The organism is Candidatus Phytoplasma fraxini (genome assembly GCF_038024965.1).
Lineage (GTDB): Bacteria > Bacillota_I > Bacilli_A > Acholeplasmatales > Acholeplasmataceae > Phytoplasma > Phytoplasma fraxini.
On the sequence record NZ_CP146843.1, the window covers coordinates 285565 to 310485 of the forward strand.

General features: G+C 23.1%; 21 protein-coding genes and 1 tRNA gene. 21 read left to right on the plus strand and 1 reads right to left on the minus strand.

Annotated elements, in window-relative coordinates:
• The first annotated feature begins 7 nt into the window (after positions 1-7).
• The 20 genes from AADV48_RS01595 to AADV48_RS01690 all read left to right on the plus strand — a co-directional run bounded on the left by AADV48_RS01595 (position 8) and on the right by AADV48_RS01690 (position 22507).
• Positions 8-1222, plus strand: coding sequence for a phosphoglycerate kinase (locus AADV48_RS01595; protein WP_341266833.1), 1215 nt, complete (start codon positions 8-10; stop codon positions 1220-1222).
• 6 nt (positions 1223-1228) lie between these two features.
• On the plus strand, positions 1229-2239 hold the full coding sequence (gene gap / locus AADV48_RS01600; RefSeq protein WP_341266834.1) for a type I glyceraldehyde-3-phosphate dehydrogenase: 1011 nt from the start codon (positions 1229-1231) through the stop codon (positions 2237-2239).
• Positions 2240-2342: 103 nt separating this feature from the next.
• The gene (gene fba / locus AADV48_RS01605) at positions 2343-3209 is read left to right on the plus strand and encodes a class II fructose-1,6-bisphosphate aldolase (protein WP_341266835.1); all 867 of its coding nucleotides are present in this window, start codon (positions 2343-2345) and stop codon (positions 3207-3209) included.
• Between the two features lie 551 nt (positions 3210-3760).
• Entirely contained in the window at positions 3761-8128 is a 4368-nt protein-coding gene (locus AADV48_RS01610; protein ID WP_341266836.1) for a hypothetical protein, read from the plus strand.
• A gap of 714 nt (positions 8129-8842) precedes the next feature.
• Positions 8843-10021 (plus strand): acetate kinase, encoded by a 1179-nt coding sequence (locus tag AADV48_RS01615; protein ID WP_341266837.1) that lies wholly within the window; start codon positions 8843-8845, stop codon positions 10019-10021.
• 135 nt (positions 10022-10156) lie between these two features.
• Positions 10157-10244 (plus strand) — tRNA-Ser (locus AADV48_RS01620).
• 88 nt (positions 10245-10332) lie between these two features.
• Complete coding sequence (locus AADV48_RS01625) at positions 10333-11199, plus strand: thymidylate synthase (RefSeq protein ID WP_341266838.1); 867 nt, start codon at positions 10333-10335, stop codon at positions 11197-11199.
• A complete protein-coding gene (locus AADV48_RS01630; RefSeq protein WP_341266839.1) occupies positions 11196-11672 on the plus strand; it encodes a dihydrofolate reductase in 477 nt (158 codons plus the stop codon). Before AADV48_RS01625 ends, AADV48_RS01630 begins: the two co-directional genes overlap by 4 nt.
• A gap of 136 nt (positions 11673-11808) precedes the next feature.
• Positions 11809-12513, plus strand: a complete 705-nt coding sequence (locus AADV48_RS01635) for a lysophospholipid acyltransferase family protein (RefSeq protein ID WP_341266840.1) — start codon at positions 11809-11811, stop codon at positions 12511-12513.
• A gap of 316 nt (positions 12514-12829) precedes the next feature.
• Positions 12830-13624, plus strand: coding sequence for a Bax inhibitor-1/YccA family membrane protein (locus tag AADV48_RS01640; protein ID WP_341266841.1), 795 nt, complete (start codon positions 12830-12832; stop codon positions 13622-13624).
• A 74-nt stretch (positions 13625-13698) separates the two neighbouring features.
• On the plus strand, positions 13699-13953 hold the full coding sequence (gene rpsP / locus AADV48_RS01645; RefSeq protein ID WP_341266341.1) for a 30S ribosomal protein S16: 255 nt from the start codon (positions 13699-13701) through the stop codon (positions 13951-13953).
• Between the two features lie 3 nt (positions 13954-13956).
• Complete coding sequence (trmD, locus tag AADV48_RS01650) at positions 13957-14688, plus strand: tRNA (guanosine(37)-N1)-methyltransferase TrmD (protein WP_341266342.1); 732 nt, start codon at positions 13957-13959, stop codon at positions 14686-14688.
• Positions 14689-14716: 28 nt separating this feature from the next.
• Positions 14717-15073 carry a 50S ribosomal protein L19 gene (gene rplS, locus AADV48_RS01655; protein ID WP_423064657.1) on the plus strand — a complete coding sequence of 119 codons (357 nt, stop codon included), beginning with the start codon at positions 14717-14719 and terminating at the stop codon, positions 15071-15073.
• 79 nt (positions 15074-15152) lie between these two features.
• On the plus strand, positions 15153-16409 hold the full coding sequence (gene tyrS / locus AADV48_RS01660; protein WP_341266344.1) for a tyrosine--tRNA ligase: 1257 nt from the start codon (positions 15153-15155) through the stop codon (positions 16407-16409).
• Positions 16410-16464: 55 nt separating this feature from the next.
• Positions 16465-16905 carry a Fe-S cluster assembly sulfur transfer protein SufU gene (sufU, locus tag AADV48_RS01665; RefSeq protein ID WP_341266345.1) on the plus strand — a complete coding sequence of 147 codons (441 nt, stop codon included), beginning with the start codon at positions 16465-16467 and terminating at the stop codon, positions 16903-16905.
• A gap of 49 nt (positions 16906-16954) precedes the next feature.
• Positions 16955-17665 (plus strand): ATP-binding cassette domain-containing protein, encoded by a 711-nt coding sequence (locus AADV48_RS01670; protein ID WP_341266346.1) that lies wholly within the window; start codon positions 16955-16957, stop codon positions 17663-17665.
• Positions 17666-17707: 42 nt separating this feature from the next.
• A complete protein-coding gene (locus AADV48_RS01675; RefSeq protein ID WP_341266347.1) occupies positions 17708-18706 on the plus strand; it encodes a MetQ/NlpA family ABC transporter substrate-binding protein in 999 nt (332 codons plus the stop codon).
• 3 nt (positions 18707-18709) lie between these two features.
• Positions 18710-19432 (plus strand): ABC transporter permease subunit, encoded by a 723-nt coding sequence (locus AADV48_RS01680; RefSeq protein ID WP_341266348.1) that lies wholly within the window; start codon positions 18710-18712, stop codon positions 19430-19432.
• Between the two features lie 667 nt (positions 19433-20099).
• Complete coding sequence (locus tag AADV48_RS01685; RefSeq protein WP_341266349.1) at positions 20100-21485, plus strand: Wadjet anti-phage system protein JetA family protein; 1386 nt, start codon at positions 20100-20102, stop codon at positions 21483-21485.
• 245 nt (positions 21486-21730) lie between these two features.
• Positions 21731-22507, plus strand: a complete 777-nt coding sequence (locus AADV48_RS01690; RefSeq protein ID WP_341266350.1) for a hypothetical protein — start codon at positions 21731-21733, stop codon at positions 22505-22507.
• 85 nt (positions 22508-22592) lie between these two features.
• On the opposite strand, the gene pyk is transcribed toward AADV48_RS01690, so the two are convergent.
• Entirely contained in the window at positions 22593-23972 is a 1380-nt protein-coding gene (gene pyk, locus AADV48_RS01695; protein ID WP_341266351.1) for a pyruvate kinase, read from the minus strand.
• Positions 23973-24277: 305 nt separating this feature from the next.
• On the opposite strand from pyk, the gene AADV48_RS01700 reads away from it, so the two are divergent.
• Positions 24278-24892 carry a hypothetical protein gene (locus tag AADV48_RS01700; protein WP_341266352.1) on the plus strand — a complete coding sequence of 205 codons (615 nt, stop codon included), beginning with the start codon at positions 24278-24280 and terminating at the stop codon, positions 24890-24892.
• Positions 24893-24921 lie beyond the last annotated feature (29 nt).

Sequence of the window (24921 nt, forward strand, 5' to 3'; positions counted from 1 at the left end):
ATATAAAATGCTGAAAACACTTCATAATTTAGATATCTCTAAAATTGTTAATAAAAAAATTTTATTAAGAGCTGATTTAAACGTTCCTTTATATAAAGGCGATATAACTGATGATAGTAGGATTAAAGCTATTTTACCTACTTTAGAATACCTTATTCAAAATCAAGGTAAAATAATTATTTTTTCTCATTTAGGTAGAATTAAAACAAAGGAAGATTTGCAAAAATTTAGCTTAAATGTAGTTTCAGAAAGATTATCTTTTTGTTTAAATCAAAAAGTAGTTTTTGTTTCTGAAACTAGAGGAGAATTATTAGAAAAAGAAATTAATAATTTACAACCCGGTTCTGTTTTAGTAGTCGAAAATACTCGTTTTGAAGATTTAAATGGTAAAAAAGAAAGTACAAATGACGTTCAATTAGGAAAATATTGGGCTTCTTTAGGAGATGTTTTTGTTAATGATGCTTTTGGAACTTGTCATCGTTCGCATGCTTCTAATGTAGGTATTGCTACTTATATTTCAGAGAAATGTTTTGGTTTTTTAGTAGAAAAAGAAATTAATTTTTTGCATAAAATTGTTAATTCACCTCAAAGACCTTTGATAGGTGTTTTAGGAGGTTCTAAAGTATCTGATAAAATACAAATTATCGAAAATCTTTTAAAAAAAGTAGACTTTCTTTTAATCGGTGGTGGAATGTCTTTTACTTTTGCGAAAGCTCTTGGTTTTCAAATAGGAAAAAGTTTATTAGAAGAGAATGAAATCCCTTTAGTTAAAAAAATATTATTGTCTTCTGAAGGAAAAAAAATTATTTTACCTCAAGATGTTGTTTGCGGAGAAACATTTTCCCCAGAAACCGAAGCTATTATTTATGATTATGATAAAATCCCTTTTAATATGATGGGGTTGGATATAGGTCCTAAAACTATTTCGATTTTTAAACATTATCTTATGTCTGCTAAGACTATTGTATGGAATGGTCCGTTAGGAGTTTTTGAATTTGATAAATTCTCACAAGGAACTAGAATTATAGCACAAATAATGAGTGAATTACAAAATAAAACAATTACAATTATTGGTGGCGGAGATAGTGCAGCAGCTGTAGTTAAATTTAAATTAGGAAATAATTTTAGTCATATTTCTACTGGTGGCGGAGCTTTTTTAGAATATTTAGAAGAAAAAGAGATGCCAGGCTTGAAATGTATTGAAAATTTTAAAGAAAGTTGAAAATTTATGAAAAAAAAAATAGCAATTAATGGATTGGGGCGTATTGGAAAGTTATCTTTTCGTTCTTTATTTGGAAATCCTGAAATTGATGTTGTAGCTATTAATGATTTAGCAACTCCAGAAACTTTAGCTTATTTATTAAAATATGATAGTATGCAAGGTTGTTATAAAAACAATGATATTAATTTTGAACAAGATGCTTTAATAATAGAAGGTAAAAAGATTCTGGTGTTTCAAGAAAGAGATCCAAAAAATTTACCTTGGAAAGCCTTGGGAATAGATATAGTTTTAGAATGTACTGGATTTTTCGTGAGCGAAGAAAAAGCTAAATTACATTTAGAAGCGGGAGCAAAAAAAGTATTAATTAGTGCTCCATCTACTAGCGGAAATATTAAAACAATTGTTTACAATGTCAATGATGATATTTTAAATAAATCAGATAATATTGTTAGCGGAGCTTCTTGTACAACAAATTGTTTAGCTCCAATTATAAAAGTTTTAAATAATAATTTTGGTATTAATCAAGCTTTTATGACTACTGTACATAGTTATACAAACGATCAATCGCTTATTGATCAAAATCATCCCAAAGGGATTTTAACAAGAAGAGGAAGAGCAGCAGCATCGAATATCGTTCCTAGTTCTACCGGAGCAGCAAAAGCTATTGGTTTAGTTATTCCAGAATTAGTAGGAAAAATAGATGGAACAGCAATTAGAGTTCCAACTTTAAGTGGTTCTTTAGTAGATTTAACAGTTGAATTAAATAAGGAAGTTACTGTAGAAATTCTTAATGATGTTTTTAAAAAAAATGCTAACGAAACTTTAGCTTATATTACAGATCCTATTGTTTCATCTGATATTATTGGAACAAGTTATGGTTCTTTATATGATTCTAATGCGATTCAAGTTTTAAAAGAAAAACCTCGTTTTGTTAAAATAATCGCTTGGTACGATAATGAAATGAGTTATGTAAGTCAATTAATTCGTTTACTTCATAAAATGACTTGTTTGATTTAAAAGATAAATAATATTAATTTATTGAAATAATTTTTAAATTTTTATTTTTTACAAAATTTATAATTTACATATTGGATTTGAATCCAGAAAGGAAATAAAACGAGTGTTAACTTCAGATAGAAAAGTTATTGATAAAGCTCATGAACAAAGATACTCGATTATTCAAGTTAATATTAATAATTTAGATTGGATAAAAGCTGCTTTAGAAACAGTAGAAGAATTAAAATCACCTGTTATTTTAGGAGTTTCTGAAGGAGCTGCTAAGTATATGGGTGGTTTTAAGACAGTAGTTTCTTTAGTTAAAAATCTTGATGCTTTTTACAATATTTCAGTTCCTGTTATTTTACATTTAGATCATGGTTCTTATGAAGGTGCATATCAAGCTGTAGAAGCAGGTTTTAATTCGATTATGTTCGATGGAAGCCATTATCCTTTTGAAGAAAATTTAAAAAAAACAGAAGAAATTGTAAAAGTTTGTCATGAAAAAGGACTTTTAGTAGAAGCTGAAGTAGGTAGTATCGGTGGCGAAGAAGATGGTGTAATAGGTCAAGGAGAAATTGCAGATCCTTATGAATGCTATCGAATTGCACAATTAGGAGTTGATATGTTAGCTGCTGGTATCGGAAATATTCACGGTAAATATCCTTCTAATTGGAAAGGTCTTAATTTTGACGTTTTTCAAAAAATTAGAGAATTGACCAACAATAAAACTCCTTTAGTACTTCACGGCGGCACTGGTATTCCAGATGAAATGATTAAAAAAGCAATTTCTTTAGGAGTAGTTAAAATAAACGTTAATACCGAATTTCAAATTGCTTTTGCTCAAGCCACTAGAGAGTATATTGAACAAAAAAAAGATTTAACTAATAAAGGATACGATCCAAGAAAATTATTACAACCTGGTTATTTAGCTATCAAACAAGAAATAAAAAAGAAATTAATTCTTTTCAAAAGCACAAATCAATCTTAATTTTTTAAAAACGCAAAGAGCATTATACAGAATTTAATGAATTTTCAAAAAGAATATTTTATAGTTAAAATTTTAAAAAAACTACATAGGTAATTTAAATTATGAAAAATTAGACAAAATTATAGTTTAATAGCTTTTTGTATTATCAAAGATAATATGTTTAATTTTTTTAAAAAAAATAATTTATTTTGAACTTAAATACATGTTTAATTATAAAATAAATTTATATTTTTCATTATGGATTTTATAAAAAAAGAGTTGAAAAACTCTTTTTTTGTTGTAATATATTACATAATTTTTATATTATAAAATGTCAATTTTTTGATAAAATAATGAAATAAAGGAGGGAATTATTGAATCATAAAAATAAATTTATTTTTAAAGAAAAAATGAAACATTTTTATTAAGATAAACATATAATTTTCTATTTTTAGATTTTTGTATATAAAAAAATAAATTTGTAATAAAGTTTTTTAATCAAAATATTTTTTAATTTTTTTCTATTTAATTTATATTCTACTAAAAATAAAATAAAGGTAGTTACATAAATTATGAAAAGATATAAAATAGTTAGATTGATAAACCCCAAATATTATGTTTTTGTTTTTTTATTTTTTTTCTCATTGAATATAATTTCTGCTGAATCTCAATATATTTTAGATTTAGTATCTTCAACAGATTTAAAGAGTGCCCGTGTACAAGATTTAAAACAATTAGTAAAAAATCGTATAAATCAAAAAAAATTGAAAATCAATGAACAAGATCGACAGTTTATTTTAAAAAATATGCCATTATTTAAGATTATTGACAAAAGTAATAATTTTCCTTCTGATAATTCTGTTTTTGTATCTGGTAATCAATATTTTTTTACATTAGGTTTAAACCAAATGCATGATAATAAACATTTGATTCCGAAATACACATTTTCTTTTAAGTATAAAAATAGATTAGATGAATTGTTGATAAAAAATAATTTAGGTGAAATTTCCGATCTAAGTGAAAAAGAAATTATTCATCAAGTCAAAAGATTAAACCCTGCTTTAAATCCAATCAATTTACAATTTCAAGGACAACCTAGTTCCACAGGTGTTTTTCTTTCTTCAGATAAACACACGGATACAGTTTTTATTAATTACCAAATAAAACAAAAACCGATTTCTTCTTTAAATGATTTAGTTCGTATTAAGAATTTAGGTGAAATTTCCGATCTAAGTGAAAAAGAAATTATTCATCAAGTCAAAAGATTAAACCCTGCTTTAAATCCAATCAATTTACAATTTCAAGGACAACCTAGTTCCACAGGTGTTTTTCTTTCTTCAGATAAACACACGGATACAGTTTTTATTAATTACCAAATAAAACAAAAACCGATTTCTTCTTTAAATGATTTAGTTCGTATTAAGAATTTAGGTGAAATTTCCGATCTAAGTGAAAAAGAAATTATTCATCAAGTCAAAAGATTAAACCCTGCTTTAAATCCAATCAATTTACAATTTCAAGGACAACCTAGTTCCACAGGTGTTTTTCTTTCTTCAGATAAACACACGGATACAGTTTTTATTAATTACCAAATAAAACAAAAACCGATTTCTTCTTTAAATGATTTAGTTCGTATTAAGAATTTAGGTGAAATTTCCGATCTAAGTGAAAAAGAAATTATTCATCAAGTCAAAAGATTAAACCCTGCTTTAAATCCAATCAATTTACAATTTCAAGGACAACCTAGTTCCACAGGTGTTTTTCTTTCTTCAGATAAACACACGGATACAGTTTTTATTAATTACCAAATAAAACAAAAACCGATTTCTTCTTTAAATGATTTAGTTCGTATTAAGAATTTAGGTGAAATTTCCGATCTAAGTGAAAAAGAAATTATTCATCAAGTCAAAAGATTAAACCCTGCTTTAAATCCAATCAATTTACAATTTCAAGGACAACCTAGTTCCACAGGTGTTTTTCTTTCTTCAGATAAACACACGGATACAGTTTTTATTAATTACCAAATAAAACAAAAACCGATTTCTTCTTTAAATGATTTAGTTCGTATTAAGAATTTAGGTGAAATTTCCGATCTAAGTGAAAAAGAAATTATTCATCAAGTCAAAAGATTAAACCCTGCTTTAAATCCAATCAATTTACAATTTCAAGGACAACCTAGTTCCACAGGTGTTTTTCTTTCTTCAGATAAACACACGGATACAGTTTTTATTAATTACCAAATAAAACAAAAACCGATTTCTTCTTTAAATGATTTAGTTCGTATTAAGAATTTAGGTGAAATTTCCGATCTAAGTGAAAAAGAAATTATTCATCAAGTCAAAAGATTAAACCCTGCTTTAAATCCAATCAATTTACAATTTCAAGGACAACCTAGTTCCACAGGTGTTTTTCTTTCTTCAGATAAACACACGGATACAGTTTTTATTAATTACCAAATAAAACAAAAACCGATTTCTTCTTTAAATGATTTAGTTCGTATTAAGAATTTAGGTGAAATTTCCGATCTAAGTGAAAAAGAAATTATTCATCAAGTCAAAAGATTAAACCCTGCTTTAAATCCAATCAATTTACAATTTCAAGGACAACCTAGTTCCACAGGTGTTTTTCTTTCTTCAGATAAACACACGGATACAGTTTTTATTAATTACCAAATAAAACAAAAACCGATTTCTTCTTTAAATGATTTAGTTCGTATTAAGAATTTAGGTGAAATTTCCGATCTAAGTGAAAAAGAAATTATTCATCAAGTCAAAAGATTAAACCCTGCTTTAAATCCAATCAATTTACAATTTCAAGGACAACCTAGTTCCACAGGTGTTTTTCTTTCTTCAGATAAACACACGGATACAGTTTTTATTAATTACCAAATAAAACAAAAACCGATTTCTTCTTTAAATGATTTAGTTCGTATTAAGAATTTAGGTGAAATTTCCGATCTAAGTGAAAAAGAAATTATTCATCAAGTCAAAAGATTAAACCCTGCTTTAAATCCAATCAATTTACAATTTCAAGGACAACCTAGTTCCACAGGTGTTTTTCTTTCTTCAGATAAACACACGGATACAGTTTTTATTAATTACCAAATAAAACAAAAACCGATTTCTTCTTTAAATGATTTAGTTCGTATTAAGAATTTAGGTGAAATTTCCGATCTAAGTGAAAAAGAAATTATTCATCAAGTCAAAAGATTAAACCCTGCTTTAAATCCAATCAATTTACAATTTCAAGGACAACCTAGTTCCACAGGTGTTTTTCTTTCTTCAGATAAACACACGGATACAGTTTTTATTAATTACCAAATAAAACAAAAACCGATTTCTTCTTTAAATGATTTAGTTCGTATTAAGAATTTAGGTGAAATTTCCGATCTAAGTGAAAAAGAAATTATTCATCAAGTCAAAAGATTAAACCCTGCTTTAAATCCAATCAATTTACAATTTCAAGGACAACCTAGTTCCACAGGTGTTTTTCTTTCTTCAGATAAACACACGGATACAGTTTTTATTAATTACCAAATAAAACAAAAACCGATTTCTTCTTTAAATGATTTAGTTCGTATTAAGAATTTAGGTGAAATTTCCGATCTAAGTGAAAAAGAAATTATTCATCAAGTCAAAAGATTAAACCCTGCTTTAAATCCAATCAATTTACAATTTCAAGGACAACCTAGTTCCACAGGTGTTTTTCTTTCTTCAGATAAACACACGGATACAGTTTTTATTAATTACCAAATAAAACAAAAACCGATTTCTTCTTTAAATGATTTAGTTCGTATTAAGAATTTAGGTGAAATTTCCGATCTAAGTGAAAAAGAAATTATTCATCAAGTCAAAAGATTAAACCCTGCTTTAAATCCAATCAATTTACAATTTCAAGGACAACCTAGTTCCACAGGTGTTTTTCTTTCTTCAGATAAACACACGGATACAGTTTTTATTAATTACCAAATAAAACAAAAACCGATTTCTTCTTTAAATGATTTAGTTCGTATTAAGAATTTAGGTGAAATTTCCGATCTAAGTGAAAAAGAAATTATTCATCAAGTCAAAAGATTAAACCCTGCTTTAAATCCAATCAATTTACAATTTCAAGGACAACCTAGTTCCACAGGTGTTTTTCTTTCTTCAGATAAACACACGGATACAGTTTTTATTAATTACCAAATAAAACAAAAACCGATTTCTTCTTTAAATGATTTAGTTCGTATTAAGAATTTAGGTGAAATTTCCGATCTAAGTGAAAAAGAAATTATTCATCAAGTCAAAAGATTAAACCCTGCTTTAAATCCAATCAATTTACAATTTCAAGGACAACCTAGTTCCACAGGTGTTTTTCTTTCTTCAGATAAACACACGGATACAGTTTTTATTAATTACCAAATAAAACAAAAACCGATTTCTTCTTTAAATGATTTAGTTCGTATTAAGAATTTAGGTGAAATTTCCGATCTAAGTGAAAAAGAAATTATTCATCAAGTCAAAAGATTAAACCCTGCTTTAAATCCAATCAATTTACAATTTCAAGGACAACCTAGTTCCACAGGTGTTTTTCTTTCTTCAGATAAACACACGGATACAGTTTTTATTAATTACCAAATAAAACAAAAACCGATTTCTTCTTTAAATGATTTAGTTCGTATTAAGAATTTAGGTGAAATTTCCGATCTAAGTGAAAAAGAAATTATTCATCAAGTCAAAAGATTAAACCCTGCTTTAAATCCAATCAATTTACAATTTCAAGGACAACCTAGTTCCACAGGTGTTTTTCTTTCTTCAGATAAACACACGGATACAGTTTTTATTGAATACTTAAATATAAATAAAAAACAAAATCAATATAATTTTTTTTATTCTAACTTAGTAATTAATATTATACTGATATTTTTATTTATTTTATTAATATTTTGCTTTATTTTTTAAACAAACTTAAAATTATTTGCTTTTTTTTTTTTGAAATATTGAATCAATATTTATTTTCGTTTAATATTTATACAATGTTAATAATTATTATTATGTTTTTCAAAAAATATATATTTTTTGAATAAATTTTATATAAAATATAAGTGTATTGTTTAAAAATATAAATGTATTAAATGTTTTTTTATTAAAAATACTTTAAAAACTATTTCTGAAAGGAACAGATATGAGCTTTTTATTGTGTTAATAGAAAAATATATTATTATAATATAATACGTTAAATTTAAAAAATAAAAATTCTTTTAAATAACAAAACAAAAATAAACAAAATTAATCGTGCTATGAATAACTAACAATGTTCTAAATATAAAAGTATTTTATAAATACAATTGTAACAAACAGTGATTTGTCGATATAAAAATATACCAATATCAATATCATTAACAATATTTTAATAGAATATAAAAATTAACAAAACGGAAATATTTATTTAAAACATTAGAACAAATAAGACATATCTATATATCTGTTTCAACAGATATTGTTACTACGATAGTTTGTGTTATTGAACTTATTAAGCAGAAATTATCCTATATTCAAATTTATTTTAGTAATTATAAATTATTTGCTTACGGTGAAAAATAGATATAAAATAAAAATATTTGGATATGTGTTTTGTTATATTTATGAAAAAGAACTAGAAAGTTTGCATTACTAATGAAAATAATATCTATTAATTCAGGGAGTTCCTCTTTAAAATTTAAATTATTAAATATGCCTGACGAAATTTTTATTTGCGTTGGTTCTATTGAAAAAATAGGTTGTGATGATGCTATTTTTACTATTGAATTTAAAGAAAAAAAAATTCAAAAAAAATTCTTAATTAGCGATCATTATCAAGCTATTCAATTAATATTAGAATCTTTGACGAAATATAAAATCGTTAATTCTTGGGAAGATATTAAAGGTATAGGGCATAGAATTGTTCAAGGTGGAGAAATTTTTAAAAATTCTGTTGTTTTAACAGATGAAAATATATGTAAAATAGAAAGTTTGAATGATTTAGCTCCTTTACACAATTTCGCAAATGTTTTAGGTATTAAGTTGTTTAAAAAGATTTTACCTCAAGTATTGCAAGTAGGGGTTTTTGATACTACTTTTCATCAATTTATACCAGAAAAAAATTTTTTATATGCTGTACCTTATGAATGGTATCGAAAATATAAATTAAGAAAATATGGCTTTCATGGTATTTCTTATCAATATGTTTCTCAAAGAGTTGAACAACTTCTACAAAAACCTAATTTAAAAATGATTATTTGTCACGCTGGCAATGGTGTTTCATTAGCTGCTATTGAAAATGGTAAATCTGTTGATACATCGATGGGTTTAACTCCATTAGAAGGTGTTCCTATGGGTACTAGAAGCGGAAATATAGATCCAACTTCTATTTTTTTTATTGCTAAAAAAGCAGATAAAAATTATAAAGAAATTTTAGATATTTTAAATAAAAAATCAGGAATATTAGGAATTTCTGAAGTTTCTAATGATGCAAGAATTTTAGAAGAAAAAGTAATGCAACATGATAAACAATCTATTTTAGCTTTTGATATTCAAATTAAAAGAATAGTAGATTATATTGCAAGTTATTATGTTTTGTTAAAAGGAATAGATGTTTTGGTTTTTACAGCTGGAATAGGTGAAAATTCTTCGTTTTTTCGTCGAGAAATAGTTCAAAAATTAGAAATTTTAAATATTCATTTAGATCATGAATTAAATAAACAAAAAGGTGAAAAAGTTATTTCTAGTGAAATATCTTCTGTTAAAGTCATGATTGTTCCTACTAACGAGGAGTTAACAATAGCACGTGAAGTTTTTTCTTTAAGCAAAAAATAAATTTAGCCAAATAATAACTCAATAATTTTTATTTTTTTTTATTTATCGCAAAAATATTTTGAACCCTCTTTTCTTTTTAAAAGCGTTAATTATATACCAAAATTTCTACTGAAGTAGAAAATTTGGTATATATTCGGAGGAATACTCAAGTGGTTTAAGAGGCTCGCTTGGAAAGCGCGTAGATCTGTCAGATGCAAGGGTTCGAATCCCTTTTCCTCCGCCAATAATTTATTTGACATATTTATGTTTTATTCAAAATATTTATATTTAATTTTATAAAAAAATCTTTTAAAGGATACAAACTTATTTATATGAAGCAATATTTAGAATTATGTTTTTTAATATTACAAAAAGGCGTTGTAAAAATAAATAGAACTGATGTGAAAACTAAAAGTATTTTTGGACATCAAATGCGTTTTGATTTAAATAAAGGTTTTCCTTTGGTAACTACTAAAAAAGTGTATTTAAAAGGGATTATTCATGAATTATTATGGTTTATTAAAGGGGAAACTAATATTAGATATTTAGTTCAAAATAATGTTAATATTTGGAATGAATGGCCTTATAAAAAATATTCTAAATCTTCTTTATTTAAAAAAGAAACTTTAGAAGAATTTATTCAAAAAATTAAAGAAGATGAAGTTTTTGCTAAAGAGCATGGAGAATTAGGACCTGTTTACGGTAAACAATGGCGTGATTTTTCAGGAATCGATCAATTACAAAAAATTATCCAAGATATTAAAACAAATCCTTCATCAAGACGTTTAATTATTTCTGCTTGGAACCCGCCTTTGATAGATAAAATGTTATTACCACCTTGTCATGTTCTGATGCAATTTTATGTATACAAGGATCAGCTTTCTTTGCAATTATTTCAAAGAAGTGGTGATGTTTTTTTAGGTGTTCCTTTTAATATTGCTTCTTATTCATTATTTTTAATTATGATAGCACAAGTAACTAATTTAAAACCATATGAATTTGTTTATACTTTGGGTGATGCACATATTTATGAAAATCATTTAGAACAAATTCAAATTCAAATTAAACGCAATCCATTTCCTTTATCTAATATAATTTTAAATCTTAATATCAAAAATATAGAAGATTTTAAGTTTTCAGATTTCCAATTAAAAAATTATATTTCCCATGATGCTTTGAAAGCTAAGGTGGCGGTATGATAAGTTTAATTGCGGCTGTGGATTCAAATTTTTTAATTGGAAAAGGTGATAAATTACCATGGCATTATCGAGAAGATCTTTTATTTTTTAAAAAAAAAGTGACAAATCAAAATGTTTTAATGGGGTTTAACACTTATCAATCTTTAAAAAGTTATTATAAAGATAAACCTTTCCCTTTTAATAAGAGTTATGTTGCGAGTAATTCCAATATTTTAGATTCTAATGTGACACGAATTTCAAATTTAAAATCTTTTTTAGATAAATATAAAGCATCAAAAGAAAATATTTTTGTTATTGGTGGTAGTCAAATTTATCAACAATCTCTGGAATATGTTGATGTAATGTATATTACTCATATTCTTAAAAGATATCAAGGTGATATTTTTTTTCCTAGTTTTGAATATTCAAAATATTGGATTAAAGACAAAACAATAGTACCTCAATTAATTTTTGTTACTTATATAAGAAAATGAAGTTAAGGATTTTAAATATATGTTTACTTTTATTTTTGTTATATTCGTTTTGTTTTTAAATATTTTACCTTTTTTGTTCCCAATATGTATTGATTTTATAACGTGGAATTTTTTTGTTGGATTTTTGTGTTATATTTTGTGGTTTTTAATTAGTTTGATTTTATCATGGATTTTTATTTTAAATATTTTATTTTTAGCGATGTGGTTTTCTAAAAAATTAAGAGTAGATCATCCTTTTAGGCAAAAAATTATTGGTAGTATTTCTAGATTAATAATACGTTTTTTTCGAATTAAGGTAATTGTTCATAATAAACATTTAATTCCTCTTGACGGTCGATTAATTATTTATTCTAACCATAAAAATAATTTCGATCCTTTTGTTATTGCTTCTATTTTCCACAGGACTATTTCTTTTACTCCGAAAGATGAATTATATCGTGGAAAAATAGGTTGGTTTTTAAGTTATTGTTTTAATGCTACAAATTGTATTAAAATTACAAGAGGAAATGATAGAGAAGTTATTAAAAATATTTTAAAAAGTATCGATAATATTAAAAAAAATTTAGCGTTTGTTATTTTCCACGAAGGTGGGGTTAAACATATTGTTGATGATAAAATTAGTCATTCTTTAGATGGTTCTTTTCAGATAGCTTTAAAAAGTCAATCAAATATTTTACCTATTTCTTTAAAGGGAAGTTGTGCTATGCGTGGTAAATGTTGGTTTAGATGTAAAAAAGTAGAAGTTTTCATTCATCCAATTGTAACTCCGGAGATTTATAAAAATAAAAATACTCAAGAAATAAATAAAATAGTTACAAAAATAATTAATTCAGTTTTATAAGTTTGCTTTTGTAAAAAGAAAATTTTTCGATAGATATTTTTTTATATTGATAATAATAAATTATTTATTTTTTTATAATTAAACTATCTATAATAAAATATTTTTATTTATGATTTTATGAATTAACTCAGATAGATCAATTTTATTTCGGTTATTATGTTTAGCACTTTAAATTTTATTGAAATAAAACAAATATAAAAAATATTTTATTCACTACATTAAAAAGAAAAAAAGATAAAATTATTGTATATACTATAATATAGTGTAGTTAATAATTTTTATTATTTATTATTAATATAAGAGAGGTTTATATCTAATGTTAACTGACAAAATTAAAATAAATGATAGTTTTGTACAAATTAAAGATAATTTTTACAATACTTCTTCAATGAATATTATTTATCAAAATAGAGTTACACGTTTTGGTATTGCTGCTAAAACAATTTTATTATTATTTTTAACTTCTTTATCTACAATATTCAGTTTTTTTCTTTTGCGTGGCTTTCCTCCTTTATTGAATGTTGCAATTTCAATATGTTTACTTTTTGTTTCTGTTTTTGCTTTGAAACAAGGTATTAGCTATATTGAAAAAGCTAAAGTGTGTTCTTTTATATATTCAAATGTTATGGGCTTGAACATTGGTGTATTTTTAGCAATGGTACAACAAATTTATAGTAATGTTGTCTCGTTAGCTTGTATTGCTTTAGTCACTACTTTTTTAGTTTTTTTTATTGTATCTTATTTATATTATAAAGGTTCTTTAATAATAAATAAAGATTCTTCACTAGTAAATAAATCTAAATTAATTTTTTTTATATTGATTGTGGCACAAATATTTTCTTGTATTATTTGTACTTTATTCGGTATTCAAAATCCTATGTTTTATAGTGTGGTGGCTATTCCTATTAATTTATTTTTTATATCATTTGATGTAATATTGTTGATTTTACATTTTAATTATGTAGAAGATATTATTACTCAAAGTATGCCAAATAAATATGAATGGCAGTTATCTTTAGCTTTTGTTTCTTTATTTATAAATATATTCGTGCTAATATTAGAAATTTTAATTAGATTATTTGGAGATGAACGTAAATCTTCTAGTTTTTGATATTCTTATCTAACATATTTATTTTTATATATATAAAATTTTATTATTTTTTAGAAAGTGAAAGTTTATTTAAAATGGCAACAAAAATACGTTTACAACGTTTTGGCAATCATAAAAGACCTTTTTATCGTGTAGTGACTGCAGAATCTCATCGTAAAAGAGATGGTAAATTTTTAGAAATTTTAGGAACTTATGAACCATTTCGTAATTTAGTTGATATAGATTTAGCTAAAGTTGAAAAATGGTTATCTGTTGGTTCACAACCCACCAAAACTGTTATAAATTTACTTAAAAGGGCAAAAAATCAGAAAAAAGATAATTTCAAATAAAAAATGATATTTGATATTATTACTATTTTTCCTAATTTTTTTGATAATTTATCAAATCATTCTATTATTAAAAGAGCTAAAGATAAAAACAAAATTCAAATTAATATTCATAATTTAAGAGAATATAGTCAAAATAAACATCATCAAATTGATGATACTCCCTATGGAGGAGATAATGGAATGTTATTATCTTTTCCACCTTTTTATGAATGTTTACAAAATATAAATAAAAAGGAAAAGACTAAAATAATTTTATTATCTCCGCAAGGAAAATTATTTAATCAACAAAAAGCTATTCAATATTCACAGGATCATGATCATTTAATAATTTTATGTGGTAATTATGAGGGTGTAGATGAAAGAATTTTAAAGTATGTTGATGAAGAAATATCTATAGGAGATTATGTTTTAACTGGTGGAGAATTTGGAGCAATCATTTTGTTGAATGTTTTGATAAGAATTTTGCCTGGAGTAATCAAAAAAGAATCTTATTTACAAGATTCGCATCATAATATTTTATTAAAATATCCTCAATATACTAAACCTAAAGAGTATCAAAATCATAAAGTGCCTGAAATTCTTTTATCTGGAAATCATTTTGAAATTGCTAAATGGCGCAAAAAAGAAAGTTTAAGAAGTACTTTTTTAAAAAGACCTGATTTATTGAATAAACTGAATTTAGATATTGAAATGCAGCAATTATTAAGAGAAATTAAAAAAGAAGAAAACATTTAAAATTTAAAAAAATAGTGAAAGGATGAAGATAATGAATCTTAAAGGACAACAATTAATTGAATCAGTTAATAATAAAAATTTAAGAAATGTGCCTGATTTTAGACCAGGAGATACTGTAAAAGTTTTTAATAAAATCGAAGAAGGAAATAAGAAAAGAATTCAAGTTTTTGAAGGTATAGTTATTAGTCGTAGAGGCAGTCATATTTCTGAAACTTTTACAGTAAGAAAAGTATATGCAGGTGTAGGCGTAGAACGTATTTTTCCAGTTCATTCAAATTGTTATGAAAAAATAGAAATCGTAAGACGTGGTATAGTTCGTAGAGCTAAATTATATTACATCAGAAAATTATCTAATAAAGCTATTAAAATTAAAGAAAGAAAATAATTTATTTTTTTTTTTATTTATTTATTTTAATTTTAAATTTAATAGAATGTTTGTATGAATATAATAAAAGAGGCTTTTTATGTTTTTATTTCAAGAATTGAAATGGCGTAATTTATTTCAAAATTCCAATGATGATAAACAATTAGAACAACTTTTAAATCAAGAACAAATTAATTTTTATTGGGGTTTTGATGTAACTGCTGATTCTTTGACTATTGGTCATTTAGTTCAAATGATAACTATTTTATTATTACAAAAAAAAGGCCATAAACCTTTTATTTTGATTGGGCGTGCAACTTCTTTGATAGGCGATCCTAAAGAAAAAACAGAAAGAAAATTATTATCTCTTGAAGAAATTGAAAATAATTTATTTAAAATAAAAAAACAATTAATTAAGTTATTAACAGAACACAAAATAACATTTATAGATAATTTTGATTGGATTTCTAAAATTGATTTGATAGCTTTTTTAAGAGATTATGGTAAATATTTTAATGTAAGTTATATGATTTCTAAGGAAAAGATAGCTCAAAGATTAAATAAAGGAATTTCTTATACTGAATTTTCTTATATGATTTTGCAAGCTTTAGATTTTTATTTGTTATATAAAAAACATAATATTATATTACAAATAGGTGGTTCTGATCAATGGGGTAATATGACAGCTGGATTAGAATTAATAAGAAAAAAGAAAAAAAACGAATTTCAACAAAAACCTTTTGCTTTAAGTACTTCGCTTTTGTTAGATGATAAAGGCGTTAAAATCGGTAAAAGCGAAAAAAATGCGATATGGTTAGATGAAAAATTAACAAATCCTTATCAAATTTATCAATTTTGTTTTAATGTGAATGATGATAAAGTTATTAATTATTTGAAAATGTTAACTTTATTAGAAATTGACAAAATTTTAGAATTAGAAAAACAAGTTCAAGTTAGTCCTAATTCTAGATTAGCTCAACGAGAATTAGCTAAACAAGTTGTTTCTTTTGTTCATGGAGAAAAAATTTTTCAAGAATGTTGTCAAGTAAATAATATTTTATTCTTAAATAAACAAAAAGAAATTAATGAAAAAGAATTTGTTTTATTAAGAAAATATTTATTTTCAATAGAAATTAAAGAACCTATTAGTATCGTTGATGCTTTAGTTCAAACTAAATTGATTGATTCTAGAAAAAAAGCTAAAAGTATTATAAATTCTAGCAAAATTAAAATTTTTCAAAAAACTATTAAAACATTAGATTTTATTGTTATGCCCGAAATAGCTTTATGTAATAATAAATATATTTTATTAACTAAAAAAAATAAAATTCATGCTTTAATTGTTTGTCAAAATTAAAATTTGCCTTTTAATTTATTAGATGAAATACAAGGAAGGTTGATTTTTAAATTGAATGAATCAATTATATCGCGATTTAATAATTCAACATTATCGTAATCCTTTGAATAGAGGATTAATTCAAAATAGTCAAAAACAAAATTATGTTATACTTCAAAAAAGAAATATTTCGTGCAGTGATAAAATAATTCTACAAGTAAAATTTTATAATTCCAATATTGTAGATATTAAATATGAAGTCGAAGGATGTGCAATTTTAATAGCTTCTTCTTCTTTAATGTCTGTTTATTTGAAAGAATGTAATTTAAAATTAGCTGTTGTTAAAATAAATAATTTTTGTAATATGTTACAAAATAAAAAATTTAATTCTGAAATATTAGATAAAGAATTGCAGATTTTAGAAGTTATTAGTAAATTTCCGGGGAGATTTATATGCGCCAGTATGCCTTGGAAATTATTATTGCAAATAATAGATAAAAAACAAAAAAAAAATTAAATATTTTTATTTTCAATTTGGGGAAAGGATGATTATTGTTGGTTGAATAATGATTTTAAAAATAATTAATCTTTATAAAACTTTTTGTATTAATCGAAAATATATCCCTGTTTTAGAAAAAATTAATTTAGAGATTCCTGAAGGTAAAATATTGGGTTTAGTAGGTGAAACTGGTTCTGGTAAAACTACTTTATTCAAAATAATGAATGGTTTAGAACAACCTGATAAAAGAAAAGATACACAAATTATTAAAAACTTTAATCATTTAGAAAGTAGTACTATTTGGCAAAATTTTAATCTTTTATCTAATTCTAATGTTTTTGATAATGTTGCTTTACCTTTAAAACTCAGGAAATATTCTAAAGACAAAATCCAAAATAAAGTGTTGGAAGTGATTAATTTTGTGGGATTATCAAATTTTGCTTATTCATATCCAAAACAACTTTCGGGTGGTCAAAAACAAAGAACAGCTATCGCAAGAGCTTTAGTTTATGAACCCAAAATTATGTTTTGTGATGAACCAACCTCTTCTTTAGACAAAACAATCAGTGGAAATATTTTAAAGCTATTTTATCAAATAAATAAAATAAAAAAAACAACTATTATGATTATTTCTCATGATAGTTCTGTTATAAAATCTTTATGTGATATAGTTGTTATTTTGAACAAAAGGACAATAGAGCAAATTATTGATTTAAAACCTTCTTATAATTTTGCATCTTTATCTTATCCAGAAATTTTTGCAAAAAAAATAAAATAATTTTATAAAAAAATATAAAATATTAAGGATATAAGAATAAATATGAATTCTTCTCAAAAAAAAAATATTTTAAAATTTGTTTTAATTGGTATTGGATTTTCTATAATATTAATATTTATTTTATATTTAAACGACTTTTTTACAAAAAAACCAACATTAAAAATAGGTACTGCTTTGCCTGATATACGTAATTTTTTACAAGACCCTATTGTGAAAGCAGAATTCGAAAAAGAAAATATTAAATTAGAAATATTACATACTATGTGTGATTGGAATCAGACTACTAATTGGCTTGATGTCGGTGAAGTAACAGCTATATTAGATTGTCATCTTCCTTATATTCGAACTTGTTACAAAAAAGATGGTAAATCACATGATCCAGTAATTGTTGCTCAACCTTTCTATTGGGCTCATTTAGGATTATATAATATAAAAAATGATCGAATCGCAAATCAAATTAATGATTATCAAGATTTAGAAAATAGACATAAGAAAAAACAAGATATAACAATTTTACTTTGCAATGATGTTATTCAACAAAATCTGATGTTACGTTTTTTAGAACATTTAAAACTTATACAAAGAAAAGAAGAATATAAAGATGAAAAACTTGAAAATAAATACACTGATTTAACAAATGATTCTTTCGACATACCGAATCATATAAAAATAACTGTCCCTCCTACAGCAAATTTATATCAATCTTCTCATTTTTTTCAAGAACACATGCTTGAATATGATTTATTGATTCAATACCCGGCGATTATTAAAGCAAACATTAATAACGAAAATATTGATAAATTACAAACTATTACAACATTTCCAAAACCAGACCAAGATGATTCTTCGATAAGCTATGTGATTTCGTTAATAATCAAATCAAACAATGAAAATAACGAACAAATAAACAAATTAAAACGAGTTTTACAGCAAACAAAAATAATTGAACATTATAAAAACAACTATGGTAAAAATGTGGAATTAATCAAAGTCGATGAAATGGAATCAATAAAAAATAAAATTAATAGTTATGTGAAATAATTTATGATAAATTTTTTTGTTTCTTTTATAAAAATTTTACTTTATCGTCGTTCTGATGGAGGTTTTTTATTATTACATGGTTTAAGTGATACTATAAAATTAACTTTTTGTGCTTGTATGATTTCTTCTTTTTTAGGTTTTTTATTAGCAGTTTGTTTATATTTATGCAAAATAAACAATAAAAAAAAAATTTATTTTATTATAAACAGTTTTATTAATATAATACTTTCCACACCTTATATAATATTAATTATTTTAATAGTAGATCATGTAACAGCTCCATATTTAAAATGGTATTATGGTTTTAAACCGTCTCTTGTTTGTTTAAGTTTTATTTTAATTTTTGTTTTTGCTCGTAATTGTGCACAAATATTTGAACAAATGAATCCAGAAATTTATCAAACAGCTTATAGTTTAGGCGCTAATAACAAGCAATTTATTATATATTTTTTATTAAATGAAACTAGAGTTTTTTTAATTTTAAAAATAGTTTCTTTATTTATTTCTGCGATTGCTTATTCTAGTGTTTTACATTTGTTAGGGCAAGCTGGTTTAAGTGGGATTATTTTGGATTATGGACGGTTAAACCAGAATATTAATTTTAATAAAATAGGTTTTAGTCGATTATATTTTATTTTTGTCTATGTTATAGTTATATTTTTATTAGTTCAAACAGTTCATGTTATTGCTAATTTTTTATGCAAGAAATTAGATAAAATTAAATAAAACAATTAAATTATATATTGTGCGTATATTATAAAATTATTCAATATTTTTTAATTATAAACATATGAAAGTGCAGAATATTGTTTTATTTAATTTAAAATTATAAAATTAAGCTTTTCTAAAAGTTTAGACACTTTTTGTTGTTCAAAATTCTTTAAGACTGACTATTAAGTTGGTCTTTTTTTATAAATTGAAGTATTATTAAAAATGGAACCGTTAGAAATTAAAATTGTTTATTAATTATTTTTATATTAACATATAAAATTATTTTTTGGTTTATTAATATTCATATTTAATTTTTAATTTTATTTCAAATTTTAAACAATTTTTAAATTTTTAATATTATATTTTATATTTGTTTATAAAAAAGAACTAGATAACGCTTTAAATTATATTTATAAAAAAATTATTAAATAAAAATTTTATCTATAAAAGAACTATATTGAAAAAAAGAAAATTAATTATTCGCATAAAATATCAAAATTTATTTGTTTATTTTTTTAATTGGAGTTATAATGTGGATTTGTTTATTTTTATAAGCGAATGATAAAAATTTGACAATCATATCTCATATTAAATTATATTCACAATTTTTCAAATCTTTATAAATTTTACAGTTTAAATATTTTTTTTAAAATTCAAATTATGTCAAGGATGTGAATATATAATGTTTTCAGATTTATTTAAAATTGTCCCTTATAATTTTTTTCAATTATTAGTTTCAGTTAATAAAAATATCTATATTGATTGTCTTTTGATTTTAGAAAAATTAGCTGTTGAAGATGATGAATTTTGTATTAATAAAAATACAGCTTTAAATGTTTTAGAAAAATATTTTATAGAAAAGTCACAAATTTTATTCGATGAAGACAATGAAGAGAATAATAAAGAAGAATTAATTTCTAATAATCGTCAAAAAGCATCTAGAGTTATCTCTTTATTTAATAAAACTGGTTGGTTAGCAGAAGAAAAAATTAGTTATAATATTGTTAATTTAAATTTTTTTGATTATAGCTTAGAAATGATTCATTGTTTTAAAAAAACTTTAAATCAAATTAAACCTGAATCAATCGGAAATATTTATAGTGTATATTCTCTTTTGAAATCTTTTCTTTTAGAAAAAAATTATTCTACTTTTCAAGAAGCTTTTTTAAAAACACAAAGTCTTGTAATAAAATTGAAAATTTTAAAAGCTAATATTTTTCGTTTTTATTATCAATTAATTAACATCAACTTTAATTTACAAAATGTTTTAGAACAGTTATTATTAGATTATAAAAAAAATTTTTTTGATTCATCTTATTATATTTTAAAAACAACTGATAATTTTTTGAAATATTGTATTCAAATTAATTTTTTTTTAAAAGAAATAGAAGAAAATCCCATTTATTTTGAAAAATTAAATGTTCAATTACAAAAAATAAATAAAAATTCTATAAACACGAATAATAATTTAATTAAAACAAAAATTCAAGAAATAAAAAATAATTTTAAATTAGTAGATAAGTTAATAAAAATTATAGATCAAAAAAACGAACAATATTTGCAAATTGCTTGTGAAAGAATTTTATTTTTTGATAATCAAAAGAAAAATATGGAAAATCTTCTGAATAATGCTATTAAATTAGTTTTAGAAGATAAAATTAATTTATCTCTTTTTTGTAATTTGTGGAATATCAAAAATTTAGATGAATTTTCTTTTTATAAACCGAGAGTACAAAAACAAGAAATAATAAATTCAGAATTAGATTTGATTCCTGAAGAAATAGAAATTAATTTAAAAGAAAAACAAAGATGTTTTTTGAAAAAAAAGTTTGTTTTTAATCGTAAAAATATTAATTCTTTTGTAAGAGAAATTTTAAATCAAAAAAATTATTTAAAAGCGTCAGAAATAATTTTGAAAACAAATCAAGATATTTTTCGTCTTATTTTGATTTATATTTATGCTCAATCTCAATCTAAAGATAATAATATATATCAAATTAAAAAATTAAATAAAAAAGTTAGTTGTTGTAATATTTCATTTTCTGATTTTTTGATTTTGAAAATTTAATTTTATTATTAATGAATCTTATTTTTATTTAAATCTTGTTTTGGGTTATTTTTAATTGTTTAGATTTTGGCCAAAATAATTTGAAATGATTTTTATTGTCAAAAATTTTAGTTTTTATTATAATTTAATTTTTTCTTTTGATAAAACATTTTCATATATAATTATTTTGGTTTCTAAAAAATTATATAGAACTATGTTTTTTTAAAATAAAATTTTATTTTAAAAATCAAAGAAGAAAGTAACTTATGTATTTGAAAAAAAATATAATGGATAATTTTTTTTTAAATTTATTTATAATTGTTATTTGTATTATTTGCTTTAATTTTAATCAAATATATGGTGTTTGCGATAAACAAACTTATTTAAATTGTTGTTGTGTAATAGAAACCGATTCTGACATATTCGAAACTCCACACACAGAAAATACTATAAATGAATTAGTACCTTATTGGAAAGATAAACTTATTTTTAAGTATATCAAAGATAAAGGAATTGAAAAAATAAATGTTATTTATGATTATGATTTGAAAGGAAGATTGACCTGTAAACATTATATGTGTCGAAATCAAGAATATAGATACGGTTATAATTATAAAAATCAAATCATTTATAAACAAGATTTAAAAAATCCAAATTTTTACATTGTATATGAATATAATGATAAAAATCAACTTATTCATGCTATTAATTGTATGAATAATAGTAAAACTAAATATGAATACGATCTAAAAGGTCGATTAATTAAAAAAATAGAATTTTTACCATGTGAAAAAAATTTTTTAAAACAAAATATTGTAAATTACAAATATAATGAAAAAGGACAAAAAATTCAAAAAAAATCTTATTATCTTTTATTTCAAAGAAATAATTTTTTATTAAGTTTTATAAATAAAATGCACAAAAGAGGTTTGGTTTTATATACTTATGAATATGATGGCGAAGGGCTAAAAATAAAAAAAATAAATCACCAAAATGGTAATTTATTTTCTTATAAATATTATAGTTTCGATGAATCTTTTTAATAAATATTATTTATCATAAATCTAAATTATTTCGAACATAAGTTGAACTTTTTTATTAAAAGTTCAACTTTTTTATATTGATATTTTATTTTATATTTAGTTCATAATTTTGTTGTGATAAAGATTTGATTTTTAAAGTGTCTTTTGTTATTTGTAATAACAAATCATTATTATTTTCTTTTTTTAATATATTTAGTTTTTTGTCTAATTCTGAATCGCTTAAATAAGGGATATTAGCAAAGTTTAAGCTTAAAGAAGTCGCTTCATGGATACTGTCTACTTTAACAAATACTTTTATTTTAGGTCTGAATTTAGATAAAGCAATACTATATTTTTTATCATCAACAATAATAGCAGCAAAAGAATGTTTTAAAGTCATTTTAATTATACCCCAAGCAAACATATCTTCTGGTTTTTGATAATTATATATTTGTGAAAGTGATTCGTAATTTATATTTTTTTCAGCTTCTTGTTGAATTTGATACATTGTTGTTACTGCATTTTCAGGATACAATCCTGCAGCTGTTTCTCCTGATAACATTGTAGAAGATGTTCCTTCAAGTACAGCGTTGTACACATCACTTGTTTCTGCTTTGGTCGGACATGGATTTTTTTGCATAGATTCTAACATTTGTGTCGCCACAATAACAGGTTTACCAAATTTTAAACAATTTTGAATTATTTGTGTTTGATAAAAAGGAACCATTGCACTATTAATTTCAATTCCTAGATCTCCTCGAGCTACCATAATACCATCTGAATATTTAATAATTTCTTCTAAATTATCTAAACCTTCTTGATTTTCTATTTTAGAAATAATTTGTATATTATGATTATTTTGAGAGTTTAAAATTTTTTTTACATCTAAAATATCTTGTTTTCTTCTGACGAAAGAAAGAGCTAAAAAATTATAATTTTGTTGACAAGCAAAAATAATATCATTTTTATCTTTTTCTGAAATATAAGACATTTGTAATTTAATATTTGGGATATTCACACCCCTACGGGATTTAACTACATGACTATTTTTAGCTTTAGTTATTAATTCATGATTTTGAGCATCTTTTTGTATCACTTCCAAAGTTAAATAACCATCATCAATAAAAATCAAATTACCTTCTTGAATATCATCATATAATTTATCATAAGTTACAGAAAATTTTTCTTTTGTACCTAAAATTTCTTTAAAAGCAATTCTCACTTCAGAATTTTTTTTAATTTGGCATTTTTCAACAAAATCATGAGTTCTAATTTCGGGTCCTTTAGTATCAAGCATAGTTCCTAAATAATTATCATTTTCTTTATTGATATCTTTAATTATTTTTAAAATATTTTCGCTATCTTTGTGATTAGCATGGGAAAAATTAAAACGAATTACTGATAAACCTTTTTTAGCTAAATTTTTTAAAATTTCTTTATCTTCACAAGCTGGTCCTAATGTAGCGATTAATTTTACTTTATTCATTGATTTGGTTTACTAACTTTCTTAAATTTTTTGAATAAAAACATAAAATTTTAAAATATTTTTTCTTTGGATAATTTCAAAAATATTTTATTTACTACATAAATAATAACATAAAAAATTATAATTTTTTATGTAACATAAAATAACGTAATGAGTTATAATTAGAGATATGATTTAAATTTTTAAAATCTATTATTAGTATATATTCTAGAAAATATAAATTTGATGTTAGAATTTATTTTTGTCATTATTAACAAATAAAAATTATTTCAGTAATATATTAAAAAAGTATAAGAGCGATTCATATGATTTATAAAAAAATATTAAAATTTTATAATTTTATTATTTTTTCTTTATATTATGTTTTGTTATTTCTTATTATTTATTTTATTTTGCTTAATGTTCTTCATGTTTTTTATCCTAGATGGATGTCTAAATTTATTTTTTTTAATATTTCTCGTATATCTAGCAAAAGTATGAAACCAAAATTAAATAAAAATGATTTAATTATTACAAGAAAAATAACCGATGAAGAACGTGAGTTATTAAAGCCAGGGGATTGGATAGTTTTTTATGTTGATGAACACTTTCAAACAAATCCTGTTTTGAAACAAAATCCTTTTATATTACATGAAGTACAAATAAATAATCCAACAGAACATTTTATAACAACTAAAGGAATTAATAATAGAAGTATATTAGATTTAGAGAAAAATATTGATTATAAAAATATTTTATTTAAAATTGTATATCACATACCTTTATCCAAAATTTTTATTAAAGATAAATATACAGGATATTTAGGATATTTGTTTATTTTTTTATCAATTATTTATTTGTTTATAATGGAAGATTATTGGATTTTGAGATTTATTAAATTGCAATATTTTAATATAATAAATAAAATATGGGGAAAATAATAAAAGTTAATATTATTTGTAATGTTCAT

Excerpts from the sequence above, each read along its gene's own strand:
- AADV48_RS01595 (WP_341266833.1), top strand. The coding sequence starts at position 8 with ATGCTGAAAACACTTCATAATTTAGATATCTCTAAAATTGTTAATAAA.
- gap (WP_341266834.1), top strand. The coding sequence starts at position 1,229 with ATGAAAAAAAAAATAGCAATTAATGGATTGGGGCGTATTGGAAAGTTA.
- AADV48_RS01610 (WP_341266836.1), top strand. The coding sequence starts at position 3,761 with ATGAAAAGATATAAAATAGTTAGATTGATAAACCCCAAATATTATGTT.
- AADV48_RS01615 (WP_341266837.1), top strand. The coding sequence starts at position 8,843 with ATGAAAATAATATCTATTAATTCAGGGAGTTCCTCTTTAAAATTTAAA.
- AADV48_RS01625 (WP_341266838.1), top strand. The coding sequence starts at position 10,333 with ATGAAGCAATATTTAGAATTATGTTTTTTAATATTACAAAAAGGCGTT.
- AADV48_RS01630 (WP_341266839.1), top strand. The coding sequence starts at position 11,196 with ATGATAAGTTTAATTGCGGCTGTGGATTCAAATTTTTTAATTGGAAAA.
- AADV48_RS01640 (WP_341266841.1), top strand. The coding sequence starts at position 12,830 with ATGTTAACTGACAAAATTAAAATAAATGATAGTTTTGTACAAATTAAA.
- rpsP (WP_341266341.1), top strand. The coding sequence starts at position 13,699 with ATGGCAACAAAAATACGTTTACAACGTTTTGGCAATCATAAAAGACCT.
- trmD (WP_341266342.1), top strand. The coding sequence starts at position 13,957 with ATGATATTTGATATTATTACTATTTTTCCTAATTTTTTTGATAATTTA.
- tyrS (WP_341266344.1), top strand. The coding sequence starts at position 15,153 with ATGTTTTTATTTCAAGAATTGAAATGGCGTAATTTATTTCAAAATTCC.
- sufU (WP_341266345.1), top strand. The coding sequence starts at position 16,465 with ATGAATCAATTATATCGCGATTTAATAATTCAACATTATCGTAATCCT.
- AADV48_RS01670 (WP_341266346.1), top strand. The coding sequence starts at position 16,955 with ATGATTTTAAAAATAATTAATCTTTATAAAACTTTTTGTATTAATCGA.
- AADV48_RS01675 (WP_341266347.1), top strand. The coding sequence starts at position 17,708 with ATGAATTCTTCTCAAAAAAAAAATATTTTAAAATTTGTTTTAATTGGT.
- AADV48_RS01680 (WP_341266348.1), top strand. The coding sequence starts at position 18,710 with ATGATAAATTTTTTTGTTTCTTTTATAAAAATTTTACTTTATCGTCGT.
- AADV48_RS01685 (WP_341266349.1), top strand. The coding sequence starts at position 20,100 with ATGTTTTCAGATTTATTTAAAATTGTCCCTTATAATTTTTTTCAATTA.
- AADV48_RS01690 (WP_341266350.1), top strand. The coding sequence starts at position 21,731 with ATGTATTTGAAAAAAAATATAATGGATAATTTTTTTTTAAATTTATTT.
- pyk (WP_341266351.1), bottom strand. The coding sequence starts at position 23,972 with ATGAATAAAGTAAAATTAATCGCTACATTAGGACCAGCTTGTGAAGAT.
- AADV48_RS01700 (WP_341266352.1), top strand. The coding sequence starts at position 24,278 with ATGATTTATAAAAAAATATTAAAATTTTATAATTTTATTATTTTTTCT.